The organism is Agrobacterium rosae, assembly GCF_002915175.1.
Lineage (GTDB): Bacteria > Pseudomonadota > Alphaproteobacteria > Rhizobiales > Rhizobiaceae > Agrobacterium > Agrobacterium rosae.
In genome coordinates this window covers 496541-513360 of record NZ_NXEJ01000006.1, presented here as the reverse complement: position 1 = coordinate 513360, position 16820 = coordinate 496541, and the positions used below count along the sequence as shown (strand labels likewise).

The 16820-nt window shown below is 58.4% G+C and carries 17 protein-coding genes; 8 read left to right on the top strand and 9 right to left on the bottom strand.

Annotated elements, in window-relative coordinates:
* The first annotated feature begins 65 nt into the window (after positions 1 to 65).
* The 3 genes from CPJ18_RS13765 to CPJ18_RS13755 are packed head-to-tail and all read left to right on the top strand — an operon-like array spanning position 66 to position 1591.
* A complete protein-coding gene (locus CPJ18_RS13765) occupies positions 66 to 887 on the top strand; it encodes a mechanosensitive ion channel family protein (protein ID WP_103658946.1) in 822 nt (273 codons plus the stop codon).
* 51 nt (positions 888 to 938) lie between these two features.
* Positions 939 to 1235 carry a nucleotidyltransferase family protein gene (locus tag CPJ18_RS13760; RefSeq protein WP_103658944.1) on the top strand — a complete coding sequence of 99 codons (297 nt, stop codon included), beginning with the start codon at positions 939 to 941 and terminating at the stop codon, positions 1233 to 1235.
* Positions 1235 to 1591: a HepT-like ribonuclease domain-containing protein gene (locus CPJ18_RS13755; RefSeq protein WP_103658942.1), complete on the top strand. Its 357-nt coding sequence runs from the start codon at positions 1235 to 1237 to the stop codon at positions 1589 to 1591. Before CPJ18_RS13760 ends, CPJ18_RS13755 begins: the two co-directional genes overlap by 1 nt.
* A gap of 5 nt (positions 1592 to 1596) precedes the next feature.
* On the opposite strand, the gene CPJ18_RS13750 is transcribed toward CPJ18_RS13755, so the two are convergent.
* The 3 genes from CPJ18_RS13750 to CPJ18_RS13740 all read right to left on the bottom strand — a co-directional run bounded on the left by CPJ18_RS13750 (position 1597) and on the right by CPJ18_RS13740 (position 4417).
* Positions 1597 to 2415: an ABC transporter permease gene (locus tag CPJ18_RS13750; RefSeq protein WP_077122248.1), complete on the bottom strand. Its 819-nt coding sequence runs from the start codon at positions 2413 to 2415 to the stop codon at positions 1597 to 1599.
* Positions 2412 to 3200 carry an ABC transporter ATP-binding protein gene (locus tag CPJ18_RS13745; RefSeq protein WP_077107173.1) on the bottom strand — a complete coding sequence of 263 codons (789 nt, stop codon included), beginning with the start codon at positions 3198 to 3200 and terminating at the stop codon, positions 2412 to 2414. The genes CPJ18_RS13750 and CPJ18_RS13745 overlap by 4 nt, the downstream gene beginning before the upstream one ends.
* Positions 3201 to 3376: 176 nt before the next feature.
* Complete coding sequence (locus CPJ18_RS13740) at positions 3377 to 4417, bottom strand: ABC transporter substrate-binding protein (RefSeq protein ID WP_103658940.1); 1041 nt, start codon at positions 4415 to 4417, stop codon at positions 3377 to 3379.
* 285 nt (positions 4418 to 4702) lie between these two features.
* Between CPJ18_RS13740 and CPJ18_RS13735 the strand changes: the two genes are divergently transcribed.
* The 5 genes from CPJ18_RS13735 (at position 4703) to CPJ18_RS13710 (ending at position 12191) form a co-directional block, all read left to right on the top strand.
* On the top strand, positions 4703 to 6277 hold the full coding sequence (locus CPJ18_RS13735) for a VOC family protein (RefSeq protein WP_103659138.1): 1575 nt from the start codon (positions 4703 to 4705) through the stop codon (positions 6275 to 6277).
* A 45-nt stretch (positions 6278 to 6322) separates the two neighbouring features.
* Complete coding sequence (locus CPJ18_RS13730; RefSeq protein ID WP_103658938.1) at positions 6323 to 9085, top strand: DUF2339 domain-containing protein; 2763 nt, start codon at positions 6323 to 6325, stop codon at positions 9083 to 9085.
* 53 nt (positions 9086 to 9138) lie between these two features.
* Positions 9139 to 9780 carry an HD domain-containing protein gene (locus CPJ18_RS13725; protein WP_103658936.1) on the top strand — a complete coding sequence of 214 codons (642 nt, stop codon included), beginning with the start codon at positions 9139 to 9141 and terminating at the stop codon, positions 9778 to 9780.
* A gap of 8 nt (positions 9781 to 9788) precedes the next feature.
* Entirely contained in the window at positions 9789 to 10631 is an 843-nt protein-coding gene (locus CPJ18_RS13720; protein ID WP_103659137.1) for an MOSC domain-containing protein, read from the top strand.
* Between the two features lie 369 nt (positions 10632 to 11000).
* Positions 11001 to 12191, top strand: coding sequence for an MFS transporter (locus CPJ18_RS13710; protein WP_103658934.1), 1191 nt, complete (start codon positions 11001 to 11003; stop codon positions 12189 to 12191).
* Positions 12192 to 12200: 9 nt separating this feature from the next.
* Here the strand turns inward: CPJ18_RS13710 and recO are convergent, their stop codons facing one another.
* From recO to lepB, 6 genes are all read right to left on the bottom strand, one after another.
* Positions 12201 to 12938, bottom strand: a complete 738-nt coding sequence (gene recO, locus CPJ18_RS13705) for a DNA repair protein RecO (protein WP_103658932.1) — start codon at positions 12936 to 12938, stop codon at positions 12201 to 12203.
* Between the two features lie 70 nt (positions 12939 to 13008).
* Positions 13009 to 13362, bottom strand: a complete 354-nt coding sequence (locus CPJ18_RS13700; RefSeq protein WP_077106126.1) for a response regulator — start codon at positions 13360 to 13362, stop codon at positions 13009 to 13011.
* A gap of 147 nt (positions 13363 to 13509) precedes the next feature.
* Positions 13510 to 14262 (bottom strand): Crp/Fnr family transcriptional regulator, encoded by a 753-nt coding sequence (locus CPJ18_RS13695; protein WP_077122254.1) that lies wholly within the window; start codon positions 14260 to 14262, stop codon positions 13510 to 13512.
* 77 nt (positions 14263 to 14339) lie between these two features.
* Positions 14340 to 15287, bottom strand: coding sequence for a GTPase Era (era, locus tag CPJ18_RS13690; RefSeq protein ID WP_077106128.1), 948 nt, complete (start codon positions 15285 to 15287; stop codon positions 14340 to 14342).
* 11 nt (positions 15288 to 15298) lie between these two features.
* Positions 15299 to 16018, bottom strand: a complete 720-nt coding sequence (rnc, locus tag CPJ18_RS13685; RefSeq protein WP_103658930.1) for a ribonuclease III — start codon at positions 16016 to 16018, stop codon at positions 15299 to 15301.
* Positions 16015 to 16761 (bottom strand): signal peptidase I, encoded by a 747-nt coding sequence (gene lepB, locus CPJ18_RS13680; RefSeq protein ID WP_077106130.1) that lies wholly within the window; start codon positions 16759 to 16761, stop codon positions 16015 to 16017. The genes rnc and lepB overlap by 4 nt, the downstream gene beginning before the upstream one ends.
* Between the last annotated feature and the right edge of the window lie 59 nt (positions 16762 to 16820).

The window sequence follows — 16820 nt, the reverse complement described above, 5'->3', positions numbered from 1 at the left end:
AAAAGCGGAACTCTGCCCGACATCATTCGTTACGAAATCAACTGAAATTGAACAAGGGCAGTTTTATGGACCAGCAGGCAACCGATATCATCGTCGCATCCCAGGCGGCACTTCGCCAGGCAAGCGCCTTGATGGTTCAATATTCCTTCTCGATCGTCGGCGCTCTTATACTGCTCATCATCGGCTGGGTTGCAGCGATGTTGTTACAGCGCTGGTCCTATGAAGGACTTTCCCGCATTCGTGGTTTCGATGAAACGCTGGCGCGTTTCTTCTCAGGCATTGTTCGCTATGTCGTCCTCATCCTCGTGCTCGTCATGGTGCTCGGACAGTTCGGCGTTCAGACCGCATCCATCCTCGCCGCACTGGGTGCCGCAGGCTTGGCCGTCGGTCTCGCACTTCAGGGAACGCTTCAGAACATCGCCGCTGGCATCATGCTGCTCGTCCTTCGCCCTTTCCGCGTCGGCGAATATATCGAAACCAGCGCTGTTACCGGCACCGTCGTTGAAATCGGCCTCTTCGCCACAGAGCTGAAGACCAGCGATGGCCTCTACCGCCTTGCGCCCAACTCCACGCTCTGGAACGTACCGATCACCAACTACAGCCGCTTCCCCTCCCGCCGCCACGAACTCAGCGTCACCGTCCCAAAGGGCGAAAGCACCGCCGACGCCCAGAACATGCTGATGACCATCGCCCGCTCCGACAGCCGCGTGCTGCTGGACCCCGCGCCCACCACTTTCATCGATTCCGTCAGCAATGACGGCGCGACGGTAAAATTGCGCTACTGGGCGCGCAGCGAAAACTGGTTCGCGACCACCCGCGACGTGACCAAGGCGCTGAAGGCGGCGTTTGATGAGCGGGATGTGCAGGTCAGTGCCGAGGGGGCTTAAGCGCAGCTTATTGAAGTAGATGGCGCGCGGCAGATGGTATAAAGTCCAACCATGGAAAAAGCCGTCGCCATAGAAAAGCTCAAGCAACGCGCCGATGCGATGAAACGCATGGGCGCAACGACGCTTTATATGTTCGGTTCGACAGCACGGGATGAGGCTTCTGCATCAAGCGATCTGGACCTCTTCATCGATCATGATCCCGCAAAGCGCTTCTCCCTCTTCGAGCTGGTCGGCATCAAGCAATTTCTGGAAGAAGAGCTATCGGTAACCGTGGATGTCACCACGCGCACCAGCCTTCACCCGATGCTGAAAGGCGACATCGAACAATCCGCAATCCGGATATTCTGATGGCGGAACGCATGGTCGATGTGGTTCTTGTCGAGATGCTGGATGCAATCAATGGCATCGAGACTCATACGACCGGAAAGACCATAGAGGATTTCGAACGCGAGTGGCTGTTGAAGCTTGCCATCCAGCGCGCCTTGGAAATCATTTCAGAGGCCTCGCGGCATATTCCTAATGATTTATTCGCCATCGCGCCCGATGTTCCCTGGAAACAGATTCGCGGTGTCGGAAATGTCCTTCGCCACGAATATCACAAGGTCGCCGACGATGTCGTCTGGGCGGTTGTGACCGAACACATCGCACCGCTCAAAAATGCTGTTCAAAGCATTCTGGATAGCTTGGAAGAAACGCGCGCCTAATACGCTTACTGCCCCATCGTGGACCGGTGCGCCCAGCCTGTCATGCGTCTCTCAACCCAAGCCATCAGTGCGTACATGACGATGCCCTCTACGGCCAGCATCAGCAGACCGGCGAAGACGAGCGGTACGTTGAACTGGCTTTGCGCCGAGCTCATCATGTTGCCGAGGCCGTAGTTGGAGGCGACGGTTTCGGAGACGACGGAGCCGACGAAGGCGAGTGTGATGGCGATTTTGAGGGAGCCGAAGAAATAGGGCATGGAGCGGGGAATGCCGACTTTCAGCATGATGTCCATTTTCTTGGCACCCAGCGCCCGCAAAACGTCTTCGGTTTCCGGTTCAATGGTGGCAAGGCCGGTCGCGACATTGACGACGATGGGGAAAAAGGAAATCAGAAACGCCGTCAGCACCGCAGGCACGGTACCGATGCCGAACCAGATGACGAGAATGGGTACCAGCGCGACTTTGGGAATGGCGTTGAAACCGATCATCAGCGGGTAAAGCCCCGCATAAATGGTTTTCGACCAGCCGATAAACAGGCCGATTCCCAGCCCCGCAACCACAGCCAGCGCGAAGCCGAGCGTCGTCGTGTAAAGCGTTTGCAGCGAGTTTTTCCAGATCGGCGACCAGTATTGGATGATGGCCTGGCCGACACGCACCGGCGACGGCAAAACGGTCTGCGGCATCTTCAGTGCGTAGACCAGCAGTTCCCACGCAAGAAAAAGCGCAAGCGTATAGAGCCAGGGCGCAGCCTTGACCCAGTTCACGCGGGCAACCAGTGGCAGGCGGGGCTCCTTGGTAACGGGGTTTTCGACAACCGCGCTCATGCCGCCACCCTCGCCTTGGCGATTTCGCCGTGCAATTGCTGAACCATTTCGTTGAAGCTCTTTTCATACATCAGATCGAGTTGGCGCGGGCGGGCGAAAGGCACCTTGTGTTCCGCCAGCACCCGGCCCGGTCTTGCGCTCATCACGAAAATCTTGTCGGCCAGAAATGTCGCCTCGCGCAGATCATGCGTGACGAGAATAATGGTGACGCGCTTGGCGGCGTGCAGATCGCGGATGACGCACCACAATTCTTCGCGGGTGAAGGCATCCAGTGCGCCGAAGGGCTCGTCCAACATCAGCAAGTCTGGTTCATGGATCAAGGCGCGACACAGATTGGCGCGCTGCTGCATGCCGCCGGACAGCTGCCATGGAAATTTGGAGCCGAAGCCTTTCAGCCCGACGATTTCCAGTAGACGCTCCGCTTTGGCGACATATTCAGCCTTGTTCGCGCGCAGCCGGTGGCGATGTTTTTCAACGATTTCCAGCGGCAGCAGAATGTTTTCCAGCGTCGTGCGCCATGGCAACATCGTGGGGTTCTGAAACGCCATGCCGACGATGGACACCGGCTCTGTCACCTGCTTATTGGCCACGATGACATTGCCTTTTTGCGGAATATGCAGGCCGGTGACGAGCTTCATCAAGGTCGATTTACCGCAACCGGATGGCCCGACGACGGCCGCGAACTGCCCTTTCTTGACCTTGAGATCCAGACCTGAAACGGCAAGCGTACCCGATGCCCCGCCATAGCGCATATCGACGCCATCGATTTCAACCAGATGAGGCATGCTTGTTCCTGTTCGTAATAGAATCTCTTGCAGCATGAGGGGAACGTGGCGCTAATAGTTCACTCAGCGTCATCCTCGGCCTTGTGCCGAGGATCTAACGAACCCCAACATTGAACGTGGTTAGATCCTAGGGACAAGCCCTAGGATGACGAAGGGAAGGTGTAAGCGCGTCCCAATCAAGGTAGCAGACGCTCATCCTTGGGCGGCAGGTAGCTGGCGTCGAAAACCTGCTCGGCCTTCACATTGCCCTTAAGGCCGACGGAGACTTTCAGCGTTTCCATGGAAGCTGCCAGACGCGCCGGGTCGACGCCGCCCATGCCATTCTCCACCACGTAAGGTGTCTTGATGTTCATGGCATTGGCCATGGTCAGGCGCTGCAATTCGATGTCGCTGTTCAGCGTTTCGTTGCGCTTCAAAACCGCGGCCACGCCCTCTTCCGGGTTCTTGACCGACTCGGCGAAGCCCTTTGCCAGCGCTTTCAGGAAACCCTTTACTGCTTCAGGATTTTTCTCTGCAAAATCAGTGTTTACCAGCACGGCATTGCCATAGAGATTCAAGCCGTGTTCGGCCATCAGAATGGTGGCGATATCGTCATCCGCGATGCCCTGAGCCTTCAGGTTCAAGATAACGGAGAAGGCAAAGCCGAAGACGGCGTCCACGTCACCTTTAGCCAGCATCGGCTCGCGAACCGGAAACCCGATGGACTGGATATCGATCTTGCTGTCATCGATCTTGGCGACCTGCTTGAAGGCCTTCCACTGCGCAAAGGCACCATCCGGCGGCGGTGCGCCCAGCTTCTTGCCTTCCAGTGATTTCGGATCACCCGTGATGCCCAGCGACTTGCGGCCCACGACTGCAAATGTCGGGCGCTCATAGACCATATAGACGGCCTTCACCTTCTGGGTCGGGTCTTCGTCCAGGAACTTCATGACGGAATTGATGTCGCCGAAACCCATCTGGTACGCGCCGGTCGCGACGCGCGGGATGGCCTCGACCGAGCCGTTGCCGCTATCGATGGTCACATCCAGGCCTTCGGCCTTGAAGTAACCCTTGTCCAGCGCCAGCAGGAAACCTGCGGATGGACCTTCGAACTTCCAATCGAGTGTGAATTTTATGGGTGTTTCCGCGAAGGCTGGTATTGGGGCAGTTGCAACAGTTGCAAACATACCGATAGCGGCCAAAGCCGCTGTTTTTGAAAACAGCCTTCGCGTCAACATTCTGATTTTTTCCCTCTGGAGATTTTTATCTCGTTGGGACCATACAAACCAATTTAAATTGGGATAGCAAGCAAAAATCGCACATATTTTGCTCAAAATTTATATCGCATAAAATATAATCAATAAGCTTCACGCTTATGTGCAGAAAGCATATTTCGCAGGCAATCGGGAAGACTGTCACGTGATTGTTCACAAAATGAACACATCGTTCTCTTGGCGTGGGATTGCCAAAAAACTTTGCTCGAAGAACATACCGCCATGAATGAAGACACGGAGACACCGCTCATGACATCGGCCCTTGGCATCCACCACATCACCATGATTACCCGCAAGGTGCAGGCCAATGTGGATTTCTACGTCGGCTTTCTGGGCTTGAGACTGGTAAAGCGCACCGCCGGCTTCGAAGACGCGATGCAACTTCATCTGCTGTATGGAGATCATGCCGCCTCCCCCGGCTCTCTTCTGACCTTTCTGGTTTGGGAAGATGGGGCGCAAGGCCGGGTGGGTTATGGCCAGACGCTGGAAGTGTCGCTTGCCATCGATCCCGCCAGCATCGGTTTCTGGCTGACGCGAGGGCTGTCTGCCGGCATTCGCACGGAAGGCCCGATGGAAGAGTTCGGCGAGCCGGTCATTCGCCTGAAAGACCCAGATGGTATCATCCTGAAACTCGTCGGCACCCATGCTTTTCCAGAAGCGACCCCGCATGAAGCGCCCGGCATTCCGCTGGAACATGCCATTCGCCGTATTCGCGGCGCAACCATGCTGAGCGAAGTGCCGGAGGAAACCGAAAACTTCCTGGCCAAGCATTTCGGCTATATCAGCGTCAGCCAGCACGGCTCCATCCGCCGCACTGTTTCAGCCTCGGGCGATATCATCGATGTCAGGGATGCCACCGGCTTCTGGTCCAGCGCCCCCGGTACCGGCACGGTGGATCATATCGCCTTTCGCGCGGCAGATATGGACGACCTGAACGAAACGCTCCAGGGGCTGAAATCGCTCAACTCCTCGCCCACCAATGCGCATGATCGCAAATATTTCCACTCGCTTTATGTGCGCGAGCCGGGCGACGTGCTGATCGAGATGGCGACGGATGGACCCGGCATGACGGTGGACGAACCGTTCGAGACAATGGGGGAGCAACTGTTCATCCCGCCGCTTTTCATGCGCGATGAAGAGGACGTGCGCGTCGCGCTGCCTCAGTTTTCGCTGCCGGGTGAGGAGCGCGTCATCTACCGCGACCTGCCCTTCGTGCACCGCTTCTACACACCAAAAGAGCCGGATGGCAGCACCATTATCTTGCTGCATGGCTCCGGCGGCAGTGAAACCAGCCTCATGGCGCTCGCCCACACGGCCAATCCACATGCAACGCTGCTGGGTGTGCGTGGACGTAGCACAGAAGAAGGCATTGCCCGCTGGTTCCGCCGTTTTGCCGATTCGACTTTCGATCAGAAGGATATTGTCTCGGAAGCAGAAGCCTTCGCTGTCTTCATGGAGCGGGCGATGCAGGCCTATGGTATCGATAAAAGCAAGCTCAGCTTCATCGGCCATTCCAACGGCGCAAATTTCCTCGCCGCTTTCTTTGCGCTCCATCCGCAATTTGCAGCGGATGCGCTGCTTTTACGGCCCATGCCGGTGCTGGACCATTGGCCGGAGACCGATCTTTCGGCCACGCGATTGACGCTGGCGGCTGGCGAAACGGACCGTTACCGCGACAAAGTCGAAGCACTGAAACAGCATCTCATCGGTGCTGGCGCGGAGGCCGAAGTGGCGCTTGTTCCGCATGGCCACGAGTTGGGACTTGATGATGTCGAGCTTGCCAAACGATGGGCAAACGCGTTGCCCACAACCGGACTTGCATAAACGGCTAGAAAAGGCTTAAAAAACAGGACCATATTCGGGGTTTTTATGACACTGTTCCTGTTTCTGCTCATCATCGGCTACGTCGTCGCTTTCTTTTACACGTTGAATGCGAGCATCAAAAACTCCAGACGGCTTTTGCTTGTCGAGACGGAGTTGACGAAGCTCAAAGCGCAGATCGCTGCGGGCGGGGTGGTAGCCCTCCCCACGCAGGACGCAACGGCAGCCGAAGAGCAGACGCCCGTCGACGCAGCATTCCAGGCTGATTCCGCCCCGGAAGCATCCGAAGAAGATCAGGCAATCGCCGCACGGGCTGCGGCAGATGAGCCCGTAGCGGAGGAAGCGTCGGAAACCTTTACGTTGCCTGCCACGCCTGCTCGCCCGAAAGAAAGCTTCGAAAGCAGGCTCGGTGCCCGCTGGGCGGTTTGGGCTGGTGGCTTGGCGCTGGCGCTGGGCGGCATTTTCCTCGTCAAATATTCCATCGAAAGCGGTCTTCTGAGCCCCGCCGTGCGGCTTTCCATGGCGGCCATCTTCGGTCTTCTGCTGGCAGCCGCCGGTGAGGCGATCCGCCGCAAGGTTGTGCCGGGCATTGCCAGCGCCTATTCCAATGCCATGATTCCCGGCGTGCTGACGGCAGCGGGCGCGCTGACTTTGTTCGGTGTCACCTACGCGGCATACGGCATTTACGACTATATCGGGCCGACGACGGCATTCGTCATACTGGCGCTTGTCGGCTTCGCCACCATTGCCCTGTCACTTCTGCACGGACAGGCGCTGGCCGGGCTCGGCCTTCTCGGCTCCATGGTCACGCCGGCGCTGATTTCCACCGAAAGCCCCAATATCTGGGCGCTGTTCGGCTTCCTTACCGTCTCATGGCTTGCCACGGCAGGGGCAGCGCGACGCCAGCGTTGGCATGTCGTTCCCGCTCTCGCCAATGCCGGGCTGGGCCTGTGGGCGATCGGCTACATGGTGTTTGCGCCCATTATCGAGGCCGAACCTGTTGTCGCCAGCCTGATGGCCATGATTGCCGGCTCGATCTGGATCTGGCCCGGAAAATACCCCGGCCAACCGCGTGACATGGCAATTTATACGCCGCGTTCGGACAGCTATTTGCCTGTCGTTGCGGAATTGCTCGGCCGTCCACCGGCCAGCCTTGGTGTGACCCTGTCTCTGGCAGTGGTGCTCCCGGCGCTGGCTTTCTCGGTCATTGAAACTGCCATCACGATGCATCCGGCCTTTGCGATGGCCGTTCTCATTATCGGTCTGGCGGCGCTGGGCGCGGGCCGCAACTATGCCATCTGGCCCGCCATCTTCGCGTCGCTGGCGGCACTTGGCTGCGCTAATCTCCTGGCCGGCTTCGGCATCAATTATCTTCCGGTGCTGGGTGATGCCACGACTGCGCTTTCCACAGCTGACGCGGTTGCCGTGCAGGGACCGGTCACGCGGATATTGGGCATTGTGTTCCTGCTGTTTTCCTGGCAGGCCGTCCGGAGCAAGACGTCAAACGACCCGTCCTTTGGAACCCTGTGGGCCGTTATTGGCTCGGTTGTCCCGCTCGGTCTCGGCATCATCAGTTTCGTGCAATATGGCAACCTGACGCGCGACTGGCTGCATGCCGCCTATGGCCTGTCGGTTGGCCTCGTTCTGCTGGGTAGCGCCTACTGGTTGGACCGCAAACGGGATGACGCTTTCGTCACGCCTGTCAACGCCATGGTGCTTGGCTCGTTCCTGGCCTTCACCTTCGTCGTCCATACGCTGACAGAAGGGCTTGCAACGACCATTCTCATTCCGGTTATCGGCTTTGCCTATGTGCTTGCCACGCGCCAGCGCTCCTGGGCGGCGCTGCCATGGGTCATGGCGCTGGCCTGCCTTTTCGTTCTCGGCCGCATCGCCTGGGAGCCCACCATCGTCGGCCCGCAAAACCTCGGCACGACGCCTGTGTTCAACGCGCTGTTGCCCGGTTACGGCATTCCGGCGCTGCTCGCCATCGTATCCGCATGGCTGTTGCGCGACTGGCCGGGCGTGCGGGCAAAGAACTTCCTGCAAGCCATTGCCAGCCTCATGGGCCTGCTGGCCATCGCCATCCTCGTGCGCCATGCCATGAATGGCGGCGTTCTCAACGACTCGGTGCCGACGCTGGGCGAACAGTCCATCTACACGCTGCTGACCATCGGAATGTCCGGCGTGTTGATGACGCTGGATTTGAAAAGCCCAAGCCCTATCTTCCGTTATGGCTCCATGCTGGCGGGCGTCATTGCCATGTTCAACGTGCTGGTCGCGCATTTCTTCGCGCTCAACCCTTACTTTACCGGCGAAGGCACCGGGCCGTGGCCGTTCCTCAACCTGCTGCTGATCGGCTATCTGCTCCCGGCCATCGCCTATGCCGGGCTGGCCTGGTATGCGCGCGGCAAACGCCCCGTAGCCTATGTTACGCTGCTGGCTCTCTCCGGCGCAGCACTTGGTTTCGCATGGGCAACGCTGTCGGTGCGCCGCTTCTGGCAGGGCGAGAATATCGCGGACTGGAAGGGCTTCCTTCAGGGCGAAACCTACAGCTATTCCGTCGTCTGGCTGGTTATCGGCGTGCTGCTGCTCGTTCTCGGCTCCCGCTTTAATGCCAAGAGCCTGCGGCTGGCCTCGGCGGCTCTGGTTCTGCTGGCCGTCGCCAAGGCTTTCCTCATTGATATGAGCAATCTGGAAGGGGTGCTGCGCGCTTTGTCCTTCATCGGTCTTGGCGTCGTGCTGATCGGCATCGGCCTGTTCTACCAGAAGATACTGACCGCCCAGCCCAAGCCAGAGGAAGCGCAGGGGTGATTGCGCCTGCTTTGCCCGCGTCTTAAAAGCAACCGTCGAGACGGGGGAATCACATGCAGGCACAAGCCTTTGCGCCTTACGAACAGCTTGCCGAAACGCTGATACCGCATGCGGCGGAAGGCGACGACGGCTCGCATGATCTGGCGCATATCCACCGCGTGTTCCGCAATGCCCTGCGCATTCACGCGCAGGAAGGCGGCAATGGCACAGTCCTGGCGGCCAGCGTTTTGCTGCATGACTGCGTGGCCGTGGAAAAGAACTCGCCGCTGCGCGCGCAAGCCTCACGATTGGCAGCGGAAAAAGCCTCCGGTATTCTGCGTGAACTCGGCTGGGATGACGCGGATATCCAGGCCGTCGCCCACGCCATTCTGACCCACAGTTTTTCGGCCAATATCACCCCGCAAACGCTGGAGGCGAAAATCCTTCAGGATGCGGACCGGCTGGATGCCATCGGCATGGTGGGTGCGGCGCGCTGTTTCTACATCGCCGGGCGTATGGGCTCGGCCCTTTACGATCCCGCCGATCCGCTGGCAAAAAACCGCCCGCTTGACGACCGGCGTTTTGCCATCGACCATTTCGAAAACAAGCTGTTCAAGCTGGCAGACGGTTTCCAGACCGAAACCGGACGGCAGATCGCCAAGGAACGGCATGAGCGGCTGAAACAGGTGCTCGACCTGTTTCTGGACGAGATATGAGGCCCATGATGCGCATTACCGAACTCAACATCTACCCGCTGAAAAGCGCGCGCGGCATTTCGCTGACAGAAAGCCCTATCAGCGCCGAGGGCCTGCCGGGCGACCGCCGCGCCATGCTGGTCGATCCATCCGGCCAATTCATCACCCAGCGCGAACTGCCGCAAATCGCCACGATCAACGTCAGGGCTGAGCAGAACGGTTTTCATCTCTCGGTCGATGGCAAAGGCCAGGTCAACGCTGAACCCTCCAATGCCCGCATCCATGCGACCGTGTGGAAATCCGTGGTGGATGCCGCCGTTGCGACCGATGAGGTCAATAGCACCCTATCCGGCTGGCTTGGGCGGGATGTAAAGCTGGCCTTCTTCGATGCGCAGTCACGCCGAAGCGCCAGCGTCGAATGGACCGGCAACGACACGCCGGTTACCTTCGCGGATGGCTACCAGATCCTCGTCACCACCACGGCATCTCTTGCCGCACTCAACGAGAACATGGCCGCTAATGGCGAAGACCATGTCGGCATGGAACGCTTCCGCCCCAATATCGTGCTGGAAACCGATGAGCCCTGGGCAGAAGACCGCTGGGCGGCGCTCGAGATCAACGGCATCCGCTTCGACCTCGTCAAACCCTGCGCCCGCTGTATCATGACCACGCAGGATCAAACCACCGGCTCCCGCGACGTACCCTCCCCCATGAAAGCCATGGGCCGCCTACGCATGTCCGCCGACCGCCGCGTCCCCGGCCCGCTCTTCGGCTGGAACGTGACGCCGCGCGGGGAAGGATCGATTGCTGTGGGGGATATGGCGAGGGTTGTGGAGGAGCGCGTGGAGGGGTGGGCATTTAAGCGGCGGTGAGAGCGTTTATGTTCGTAAGCGATTATAGGGAATGTCAGAGTGTGGGGCTTACCCCCCTCTGTCCTGCCGGACATCTCCCCCACAAGGAGGGAGATTGGCTAGACGCTTGCTCCTCGATCTCCGCCGCCGTCAAGATGGGCGAGAGGTCTCAACGAGTTGATCTCCCCACCTGTGGGGGAGATGTCCGGCAGGACAGAGGGGGGTAAGCCGCATACTCAACCGTAAACTCTGCCGCGACCCCACCCATCAAACCCGCTTATATCCCCGTCAAGAAAAGTCGTTGGCGAAACACTTCGGCAAAAGGTAATATTCGTTTCCTGTCTGGAGAGAAATCCCGTGTCCCAAATCGCCACCCCGTCTACAAGCCGTATGCCATGGCTGATCATTGTTGCTGGCTCGCTGATTGCCGTTCTGACCTTCGGGCCGCGTTCGGCCATGGGTTTCTTTCAGTTGCCCATGCTGGCGGATACGGGTTGGGACCGCTCCACCTTCGGTTTTGCCATGGCGTTGCAGAACCTGTTCTGGGGTCTTGGCCAGCCATTTTTCGGGGCGCTGGCGGATAAATACGGAACGGGCCGCGTGCTGGTGCTGTCTGGCCTGATCTATGCGGCTGGACTTGTCTGCATGTCGGTTGGCACATCGCCGCTGTGGCTGGATCTGGGTGGCGGCGTTCTTGTCGGGCTTGGCATCGCAGCGGGTTCGTTCAGCGTCATTCTCTCTGCCTTTGCCCGGCATGTGACGCCGGAGCAGCGCTCCATGGCGTTTGGCATCGGCACCGCTGCGGGTTCTGCTGGCATGTTCGTCTTTGCGCCGATCAGCCAGGGTCTAATCTCCACCTATGGATGGTCTGACAGTCTTGTCTGGCTGGCGGCGATGATGTTGATCGTGCCGTTGCTGGCATGGCCGTTGCGGGGCAATTCGTCATCCGGCACGCAGTCCAAGGCGCAGTTTCAGCAGACGGCGGCACAGGCTTTGAAGGAAGCGCTGGGCCATAAAAGCTATCTGCTGCTGGCCACCGGCTTTCTCGTCTGCGGCTTTCAGGTTGCCTTCATCACCGCACATTTCCCCGCCTATCTCGGCGATATCGGCATCGAACCACGTTATGCCGTCATCGCCATGGCTTTGATCGGCTTCTTCAACATTGCAGGCTCGCTGGCCGCGGGCTTCATCGCCCAGCGTTATTCCAAGCCCTACCTCCTCGCCTATATCTATATCGGCCGCTCGATTGCGGTCACCGCGTTTCTGTTGCTGCCGCAATCACCCACATCGGTCATCATTTTTGCGGCCGTGATGGGCATTCTGTGGCTTTCCACCGTGCCGCCGACAAACGGCCTCGTCGCCATCATGTTCGGCACGCGCCACCTCGGCATGCTGGGCGGCGTCGTGTTTCTGTCGCACCAGATCGGCTCGTTCCTCGGCGTTTGGCTGGGCGGCTTTCTCTATGACAAGCTCGGTTCTTACGATGTCGTATGGTGGCTGGGTGTCGTGATGGGCCTGTTTGCCGCCGTCGTGCATTGGCCGATCGAGGAACGCCCGGTGTTTAGGCCGGCAATGGCCTGAAGCTTTCATTCAGCCAGCCTTGTCCAGCGCCTTCAGGGCCGCCTGCACGAAACCATCACGGGTGGAGTTTTCGTTGAGGCCACGCGGCTCGTAGACATGCCGGTTGAGAAAATGCGCCGTCAGGCGGAAGGCCGCCGCGAGGCTTTCGCTATCGGCGGCCTTGGAGTGTTCCGCACTCAAAAACGGCGGCAATGCCAGCATCCGGTCGGCATAGGGCGCGCCTGCAGTGCGGCACACCGCCCTGCCCGTTTTCGGCGATACATAGACGAGATCGCTGCGCAGTCCGGTTGCCGCACATTCCTTCAGGTCCAGCCCGAAACCCAAATCATCAAGCACTGCCAGCTCGAAACGAACGAATAGCTCACCGGCATCGGCAGGGTCAGACAGATTGTCGAGAATAACGTCCAGCGCCTCGAACAAATGGGGATGCGGATCACGCTCCGGCAACAGGCGCAGCAATGCGGCCATGGCCTGCACGCCGTAAACGGCAGTTGCCGTTTCCATGAGCTGCGCAGCACGCAATTGCACCGGCTCTATGCGGTATTCACCCAGGTGATCGTCCAGGCGCGCCCGCCACGTGACATCAACCCGGTTGCCGGGCTGAAGCACCGGCTGCATGCTGCGCGAGCGCCCGGAGCGGACAAGGCCGAGATAGCGTCCACGCGTTCGCGTCATCAGCTCGGCAATAACGCTTGTTTCGCCGTGACGCTTTACGCCCAGAATAATTGCATCGTCCTGCCACTGCATGGAATGTTTCGCTCAATATGCCGATTCAAACCATACTGTATCAGCTACGGTGCAAGAGCGCTCGGTTTCGTTACGCCATGATCTTCGTGACGAACGCCCTCAACTCCATCTCGCCGAAAGGCTTATCCAAAAGATGGCACTCCGCAAAATCAGGCGGGAAACCGCTGGTATCTCCGTACCCGCTGACGAAGCCGAAGGGAATCGAATACTCCCTCAAATGACGCGCAAGCTCATAGCTCGTCCCATCCGAAAGGCTGACATCGAGAAGCACGCAATCCGGCTTCTCCCGCAGCAGGGATTCCTTGGCTTGTAGCAATGTGGTCGCGATATCGATGGTTTCTACGCCCATGGACTGAAGAGACGTCTCCACATCCATTGCAACCAGATACTCGTCCTCCACGATGAGAACCCGTTGAGGCAACATATTTTATCTTTCTCTGGCTACGGACACCGTAGCATCAAAAAAATCCGTGAACATTCACAGAACCAATTCCTATCACATCGCAGATCGGCCTGACTGCGTCATTTAAAAAAGACATATCAAAAAGGAACGGGATTACATCAGAAATATCTAAATAAATGGCCTGGCATTGCGAGAATCTGGATCCCAGCCTGCTGTTTGGGCCAGACCTGTGTCATCCAGCACGATGCAGCCCTTGTCCGTCCAGCGAATCAATTCCCGATCCGCGAGCTTGCGCAACGTCTTGTTGGTGTGAACGATGGACAGTCCGAGCGTATCGGCAACATGCTGCTGCGTCACGGGAATGGGGCCGTTCTTTTCCAGAAGCCCTACCCTGATCGCCTTGTTGTAAAGAAACGCCAGAAGATAGGCCGCCCGCTCCAACGCCGTGCGCCGGCCAATGCTGAGCAAGTGATTGTCGAGCATGCGTTCTTCGCTCGCGGCAATCCAGGTGATGTCATAGGCAAGCGAGGGATGATCGCCGAAAAGGCTGTTCAGCCGCCCGCGCTCGAAGACGCACAGCGTGATCGGAGACAGAGCCTCGACGGAGTGCTGCATCTCCCCCATCACCGTTCCCTGCAAGCCGACGAGATCGCCCGGCATCAGATAATTGAGGATCTGGCGGCGGCCATCTTCCAGCGTTTTGTAGCGAAAACCCCAGCCTTGCAGAATCGTATAAAGATGCGCGCTGTGAGAACCCTCCATCAGCACGATGGCACCCGGCTCCACCGAAAGTTCACCGGTTTTGAAGCGCGATACGAAATCCAGCTCCGGGGGCGTGAAGTCACGGAAATATTTGAGACCACGCAAAGGACACTGTTCGCAAGGCGTGGTCGACATTCCGTTCGGCTTCTTGGGCGACATGAGGATCCATAAACAACGAAATCGATAAGGTTATCAGAGCATTCACCCGGAAACCGAACCGGCTCCGCCGTGGACAGTCAGTTCCGCGGAAACTCCAGACCCATTTCACGGAAACGTTCCGGGTCATCGCCCCAATTCTCGCGCACCTTCACAAACAGGATGAGGTGTACGGTCTGCTCGAGAATGGCAGACAGTTCCTTGCGCGAAGATGACGAGATGGCCTTGATGGCATCGCCGTTCTTGCCAAGAGCGATCTTCTTCTGGCTTTCGCGCTCGACATAGATGACCTGCTCGATGCGAACAGAGCCGTCCTTGCGCTCTTCCCACGTTTCCGTTTCCACGTGCGAAGCGTAAGGAAGCTCCTGATGCAGACGTAGAAACAGCTTTTCACGGGTAATTTCGGCAGCGAGCTGGCGCATGGGAAGATCGGAAATCTGGTCTTCCGGGTAATACCACGGGCCCTGCGGCAGTTCATCCGACAGATAGTTCATCAGATCGTCGCAACCCGAACCATTGGTCGCAGAAATCATGAAGGTGCGGTCGAAATTGACGATCTCGTTTGCAGCAGACGCCAGCTTCAGCAGATCCTCGCGCTGGACCTGATCGATCTTGTTGAGGCAGAGAATTTTCGTCTGCTTCACGTCCTTCAGGCCTTCGAGGATGGTCTGTGCATCGCCCTTCAGACCGCGCTCGCTATCGATCAGCAGCAGAATGATGTCGGCGTCCTTGGCACCACCCCATGCGGATGTGACCATGGCGCGGTCCAGACGACGGCGCGGCTTGAAGATACCGGGCGTGTCCATGAAAACGATCTGGGCATTGTTGTGGATGGCGATGCCGCGCATGACGGCGCGAGTCGTCTGCACCTTGTGGCTGACGATGGAAACCTTGGCGCCGACGAGATGGTTGACCAGCGTCGACTTGCCCGCATTGGTGGGGCCGATCAGCGCAACGAAGCCAGAATGGGTCGGCCGGGTTTCAACGGTTTCTTCTGACGGCGTGGCGTCGATTTCATGTTCAGTCATGGGGTATCCAATCAATTTGCGGCAGATGATTTCTGCCAAACGCCTTCGCGTTCCAATAATTTCGTCGCTGCAACCTGCTCGGCGGCGCGCTTGGAGCGATCAACGCCCGTTTCCGGCTTAACGCCGGGTACCTCCACCGTCACCGTGAAGCTTGGATCGTGGTCCGGTCCGGTGCGGTCGTCAATCCTGTAATGCGGGGTCGTTGCGAATTTCGCATGCGCCCATTCCTGCAATTCGGTCTTGGCATCACGCCGCCCGGCATCCACGCGGGTGGCGCGCTTGTTCCAGTATTTCAAAATAAAGGCGCGTCCAGCCTCCAGACCGCCATCGATGTAAATGGCCGCAATCAGGCTTTCGACCACATCGGCGCGCACGTTCAACATCGCCTTGCCGGTCAGTTTCTTGACGTCGGCACCGGTGCGGATGAACAGGTGCAGGCCCATCTCGTCGGCAATGGCGGCGCAGGATTCGGCACTGACCAGTTGGTTCAGCCGCACGGAAAGCTCGCCTTCGGTGGCGTTGCGGAACGTCGTGAACAACAGTTCGGCCACGCACAGGCCCAGCACACGGTCGCCCAGAAACTCCAGACGCTCGTAATTTCCGGTCTTTCCGGCACTGGCGCTTGCATGGGTCAAGGCCCGGTCGAGCCGGGCCTTTTCCTTGAATTCATATCCGATAAGGGCTTCCAGACGGCCGATTTCATCCGCCGAAAGCGACTTGACCTTGCTCATTTAACAACCTTGAACAGGCGGTCCCAACGCATATTGGCGGGCCAATCCCAGACGCGGCTGAATGGCGTGTCGTTGCCGAGCGAGAAGAAGATGACGCTTGCGCGGCCAATCAGGTTTTCGGCAGGCACGAAACCGACGTCGAAACGGCTATCCAGCGAGTTGTCGCGGTTGTCGCCCATCATGAAATAGTGACCTTCGGGGACCAGGAATTCCCGGGTATTGTCGCCACGCGAGTCCGGAGACTGGTCGAGCGTGTCGAAGGTGACGCCATTATCGAATGTTTCGCGGAAAACCGGAACGTTGGAACCGGGATCAGCGCGGTAGTCGGACGTGAAGGCACCATCCGGCTGCTTGGGAACAGGCTGACCGTTAACGAAAAGCACGCCGTTGGTCACCTGAATGCGGTCACCCGGCAGACCGACAAGGCGCTTGATGTAATCGACATCGGGATTTGGCGGCAGGCGGAAGACGACGACATCGCCGCGCTTCGGTTCGCTGAACTGCAGAATGCGTCCGGAGAATAGGTTCGGCGAAAACGGCAGCGAATATTTCGAATAGCCGTAGGAGAACTTGTTGACGAACAGGTAGTCACCGACCAGCAGCGTCGGCATCATGGAGCCGGACGGGATGGTGAAAGGCTGGAAAAGGACGGTGCGGATGACCATTGCCAGCAGCAACGCCTGCACGATGACCTTGACGTTTTCCCAGAGGGCGCTTTGCTTCTTTTCAGCTTTTTCGGACACTTAAGACCTGCCTGCTCGTTCTTCATTTTCGACGGACTTCTCTAGAACCTTTCAAAGGC

What these genes read in the sequence shown, in the direction of transcription:
- CPJ18_RS13725 (WP_103658936.1), top strand. Translation starts at nt 9,139, where the DNA reads ATGCAGGCACAAGCCTTTGCGCCTTACGAACAGCTTGCCGAAACGCTG.
- CPJ18_RS13765 (WP_103658946.1), top strand. Translation starts at nt 66, where the DNA reads ATGGACCAGCAGGCAACCGATATCATCGTCGCATCCCAGGCGGCACTT.
- CPJ18_RS13760 (WP_103658944.1), top strand. Translation starts at nt 939, where the DNA reads ATGGAAAAAGCCGTCGCCATAGAAAAGCTCAAGCAACGCGCCGATGCG.
- CPJ18_RS13730 (WP_103658938.1), top strand. Translation starts at nt 6,323, where the DNA reads ATGACACTGTTCCTGTTTCTGCTCATCATCGGCTACGTCGTCGCTTTC.
- recO (WP_103658932.1), bottom strand. Translation starts at nt 12,938, where the DNA reads ATGCAGTGGCAGGACGATGCAATTATTCTGGGCGTAAAGCGTCACGGC.
- CPJ18_RS13740 (WP_103658940.1), bottom strand. Translation starts at nt 4,417, where the DNA reads ATGTTGACGCGAAGGCTGTTTTCAAAAACAGCGGCTTTGGCCGCTATC.
- CPJ18_RS13710 (WP_103658934.1), top strand. Translation starts at nt 11,001, where the DNA reads ATGCCATGGCTGATCATTGTTGCTGGCTCGCTGATTGCCGTTCTGACC.
- CPJ18_RS13735 (WP_103659138.1), top strand. Translation starts at nt 4,703, where the DNA reads ATGACATCGGCCCTTGGCATCCACCACATCACCATGATTACCCGCAAG.
- CPJ18_RS13750 (WP_077122248.1), bottom strand. Translation starts at nt 2,415, where the DNA reads ATGAGCGCGGTTGTCGAAAACCCCGTTACCAAGGAGCCCCGCCTGCCA.
- CPJ18_RS13695 (WP_077122254.1), bottom strand. Translation starts at nt 14,262, where the DNA reads ATGTCGCCCAAGAAGCCGAACGGAATGTCGACCACGCCTTGCGAACAG.
- CPJ18_RS13700 (WP_077106126.1), bottom strand. Translation starts at nt 13,362, where the DNA reads ATGTTGCCTCAACGGGTTCTCATCGTGGAGGACGAGTATCTGGTTGCA.
- era (WP_077106128.1), bottom strand. Translation starts at nt 15,287, where the DNA reads ATGACTGAACATGAAATCGACGCCACGCCGTCAGAAGAAACCGTTGAA.
- rnc (WP_103658930.1), bottom strand. Translation starts at nt 16,018, where the DNA reads ATGAGCAAGGTCAAGTCGCTTTCGGCGGATGAAATCGGCCGTCTGGAA.
- CPJ18_RS13755 (WP_103658942.1), top strand. Translation starts at nt 1,235, where the DNA reads ATGGCGGAACGCATGGTCGATGTGGTTCTTGTCGAGATGCTGGATGCA.
- CPJ18_RS13720 (WP_103659137.1), top strand. Translation starts at nt 9,789, where the DNA reads ATGCGCATTACCGAACTCAACATCTACCCGCTGAAAAGCGCGCGCGGC.
- CPJ18_RS13745 (WP_077107173.1), bottom strand. Translation starts at nt 3,200, where the DNA reads ATGCCTCATCTGGTTGAAATCGATGGCGTCGATATGCGCTATGGCGGG.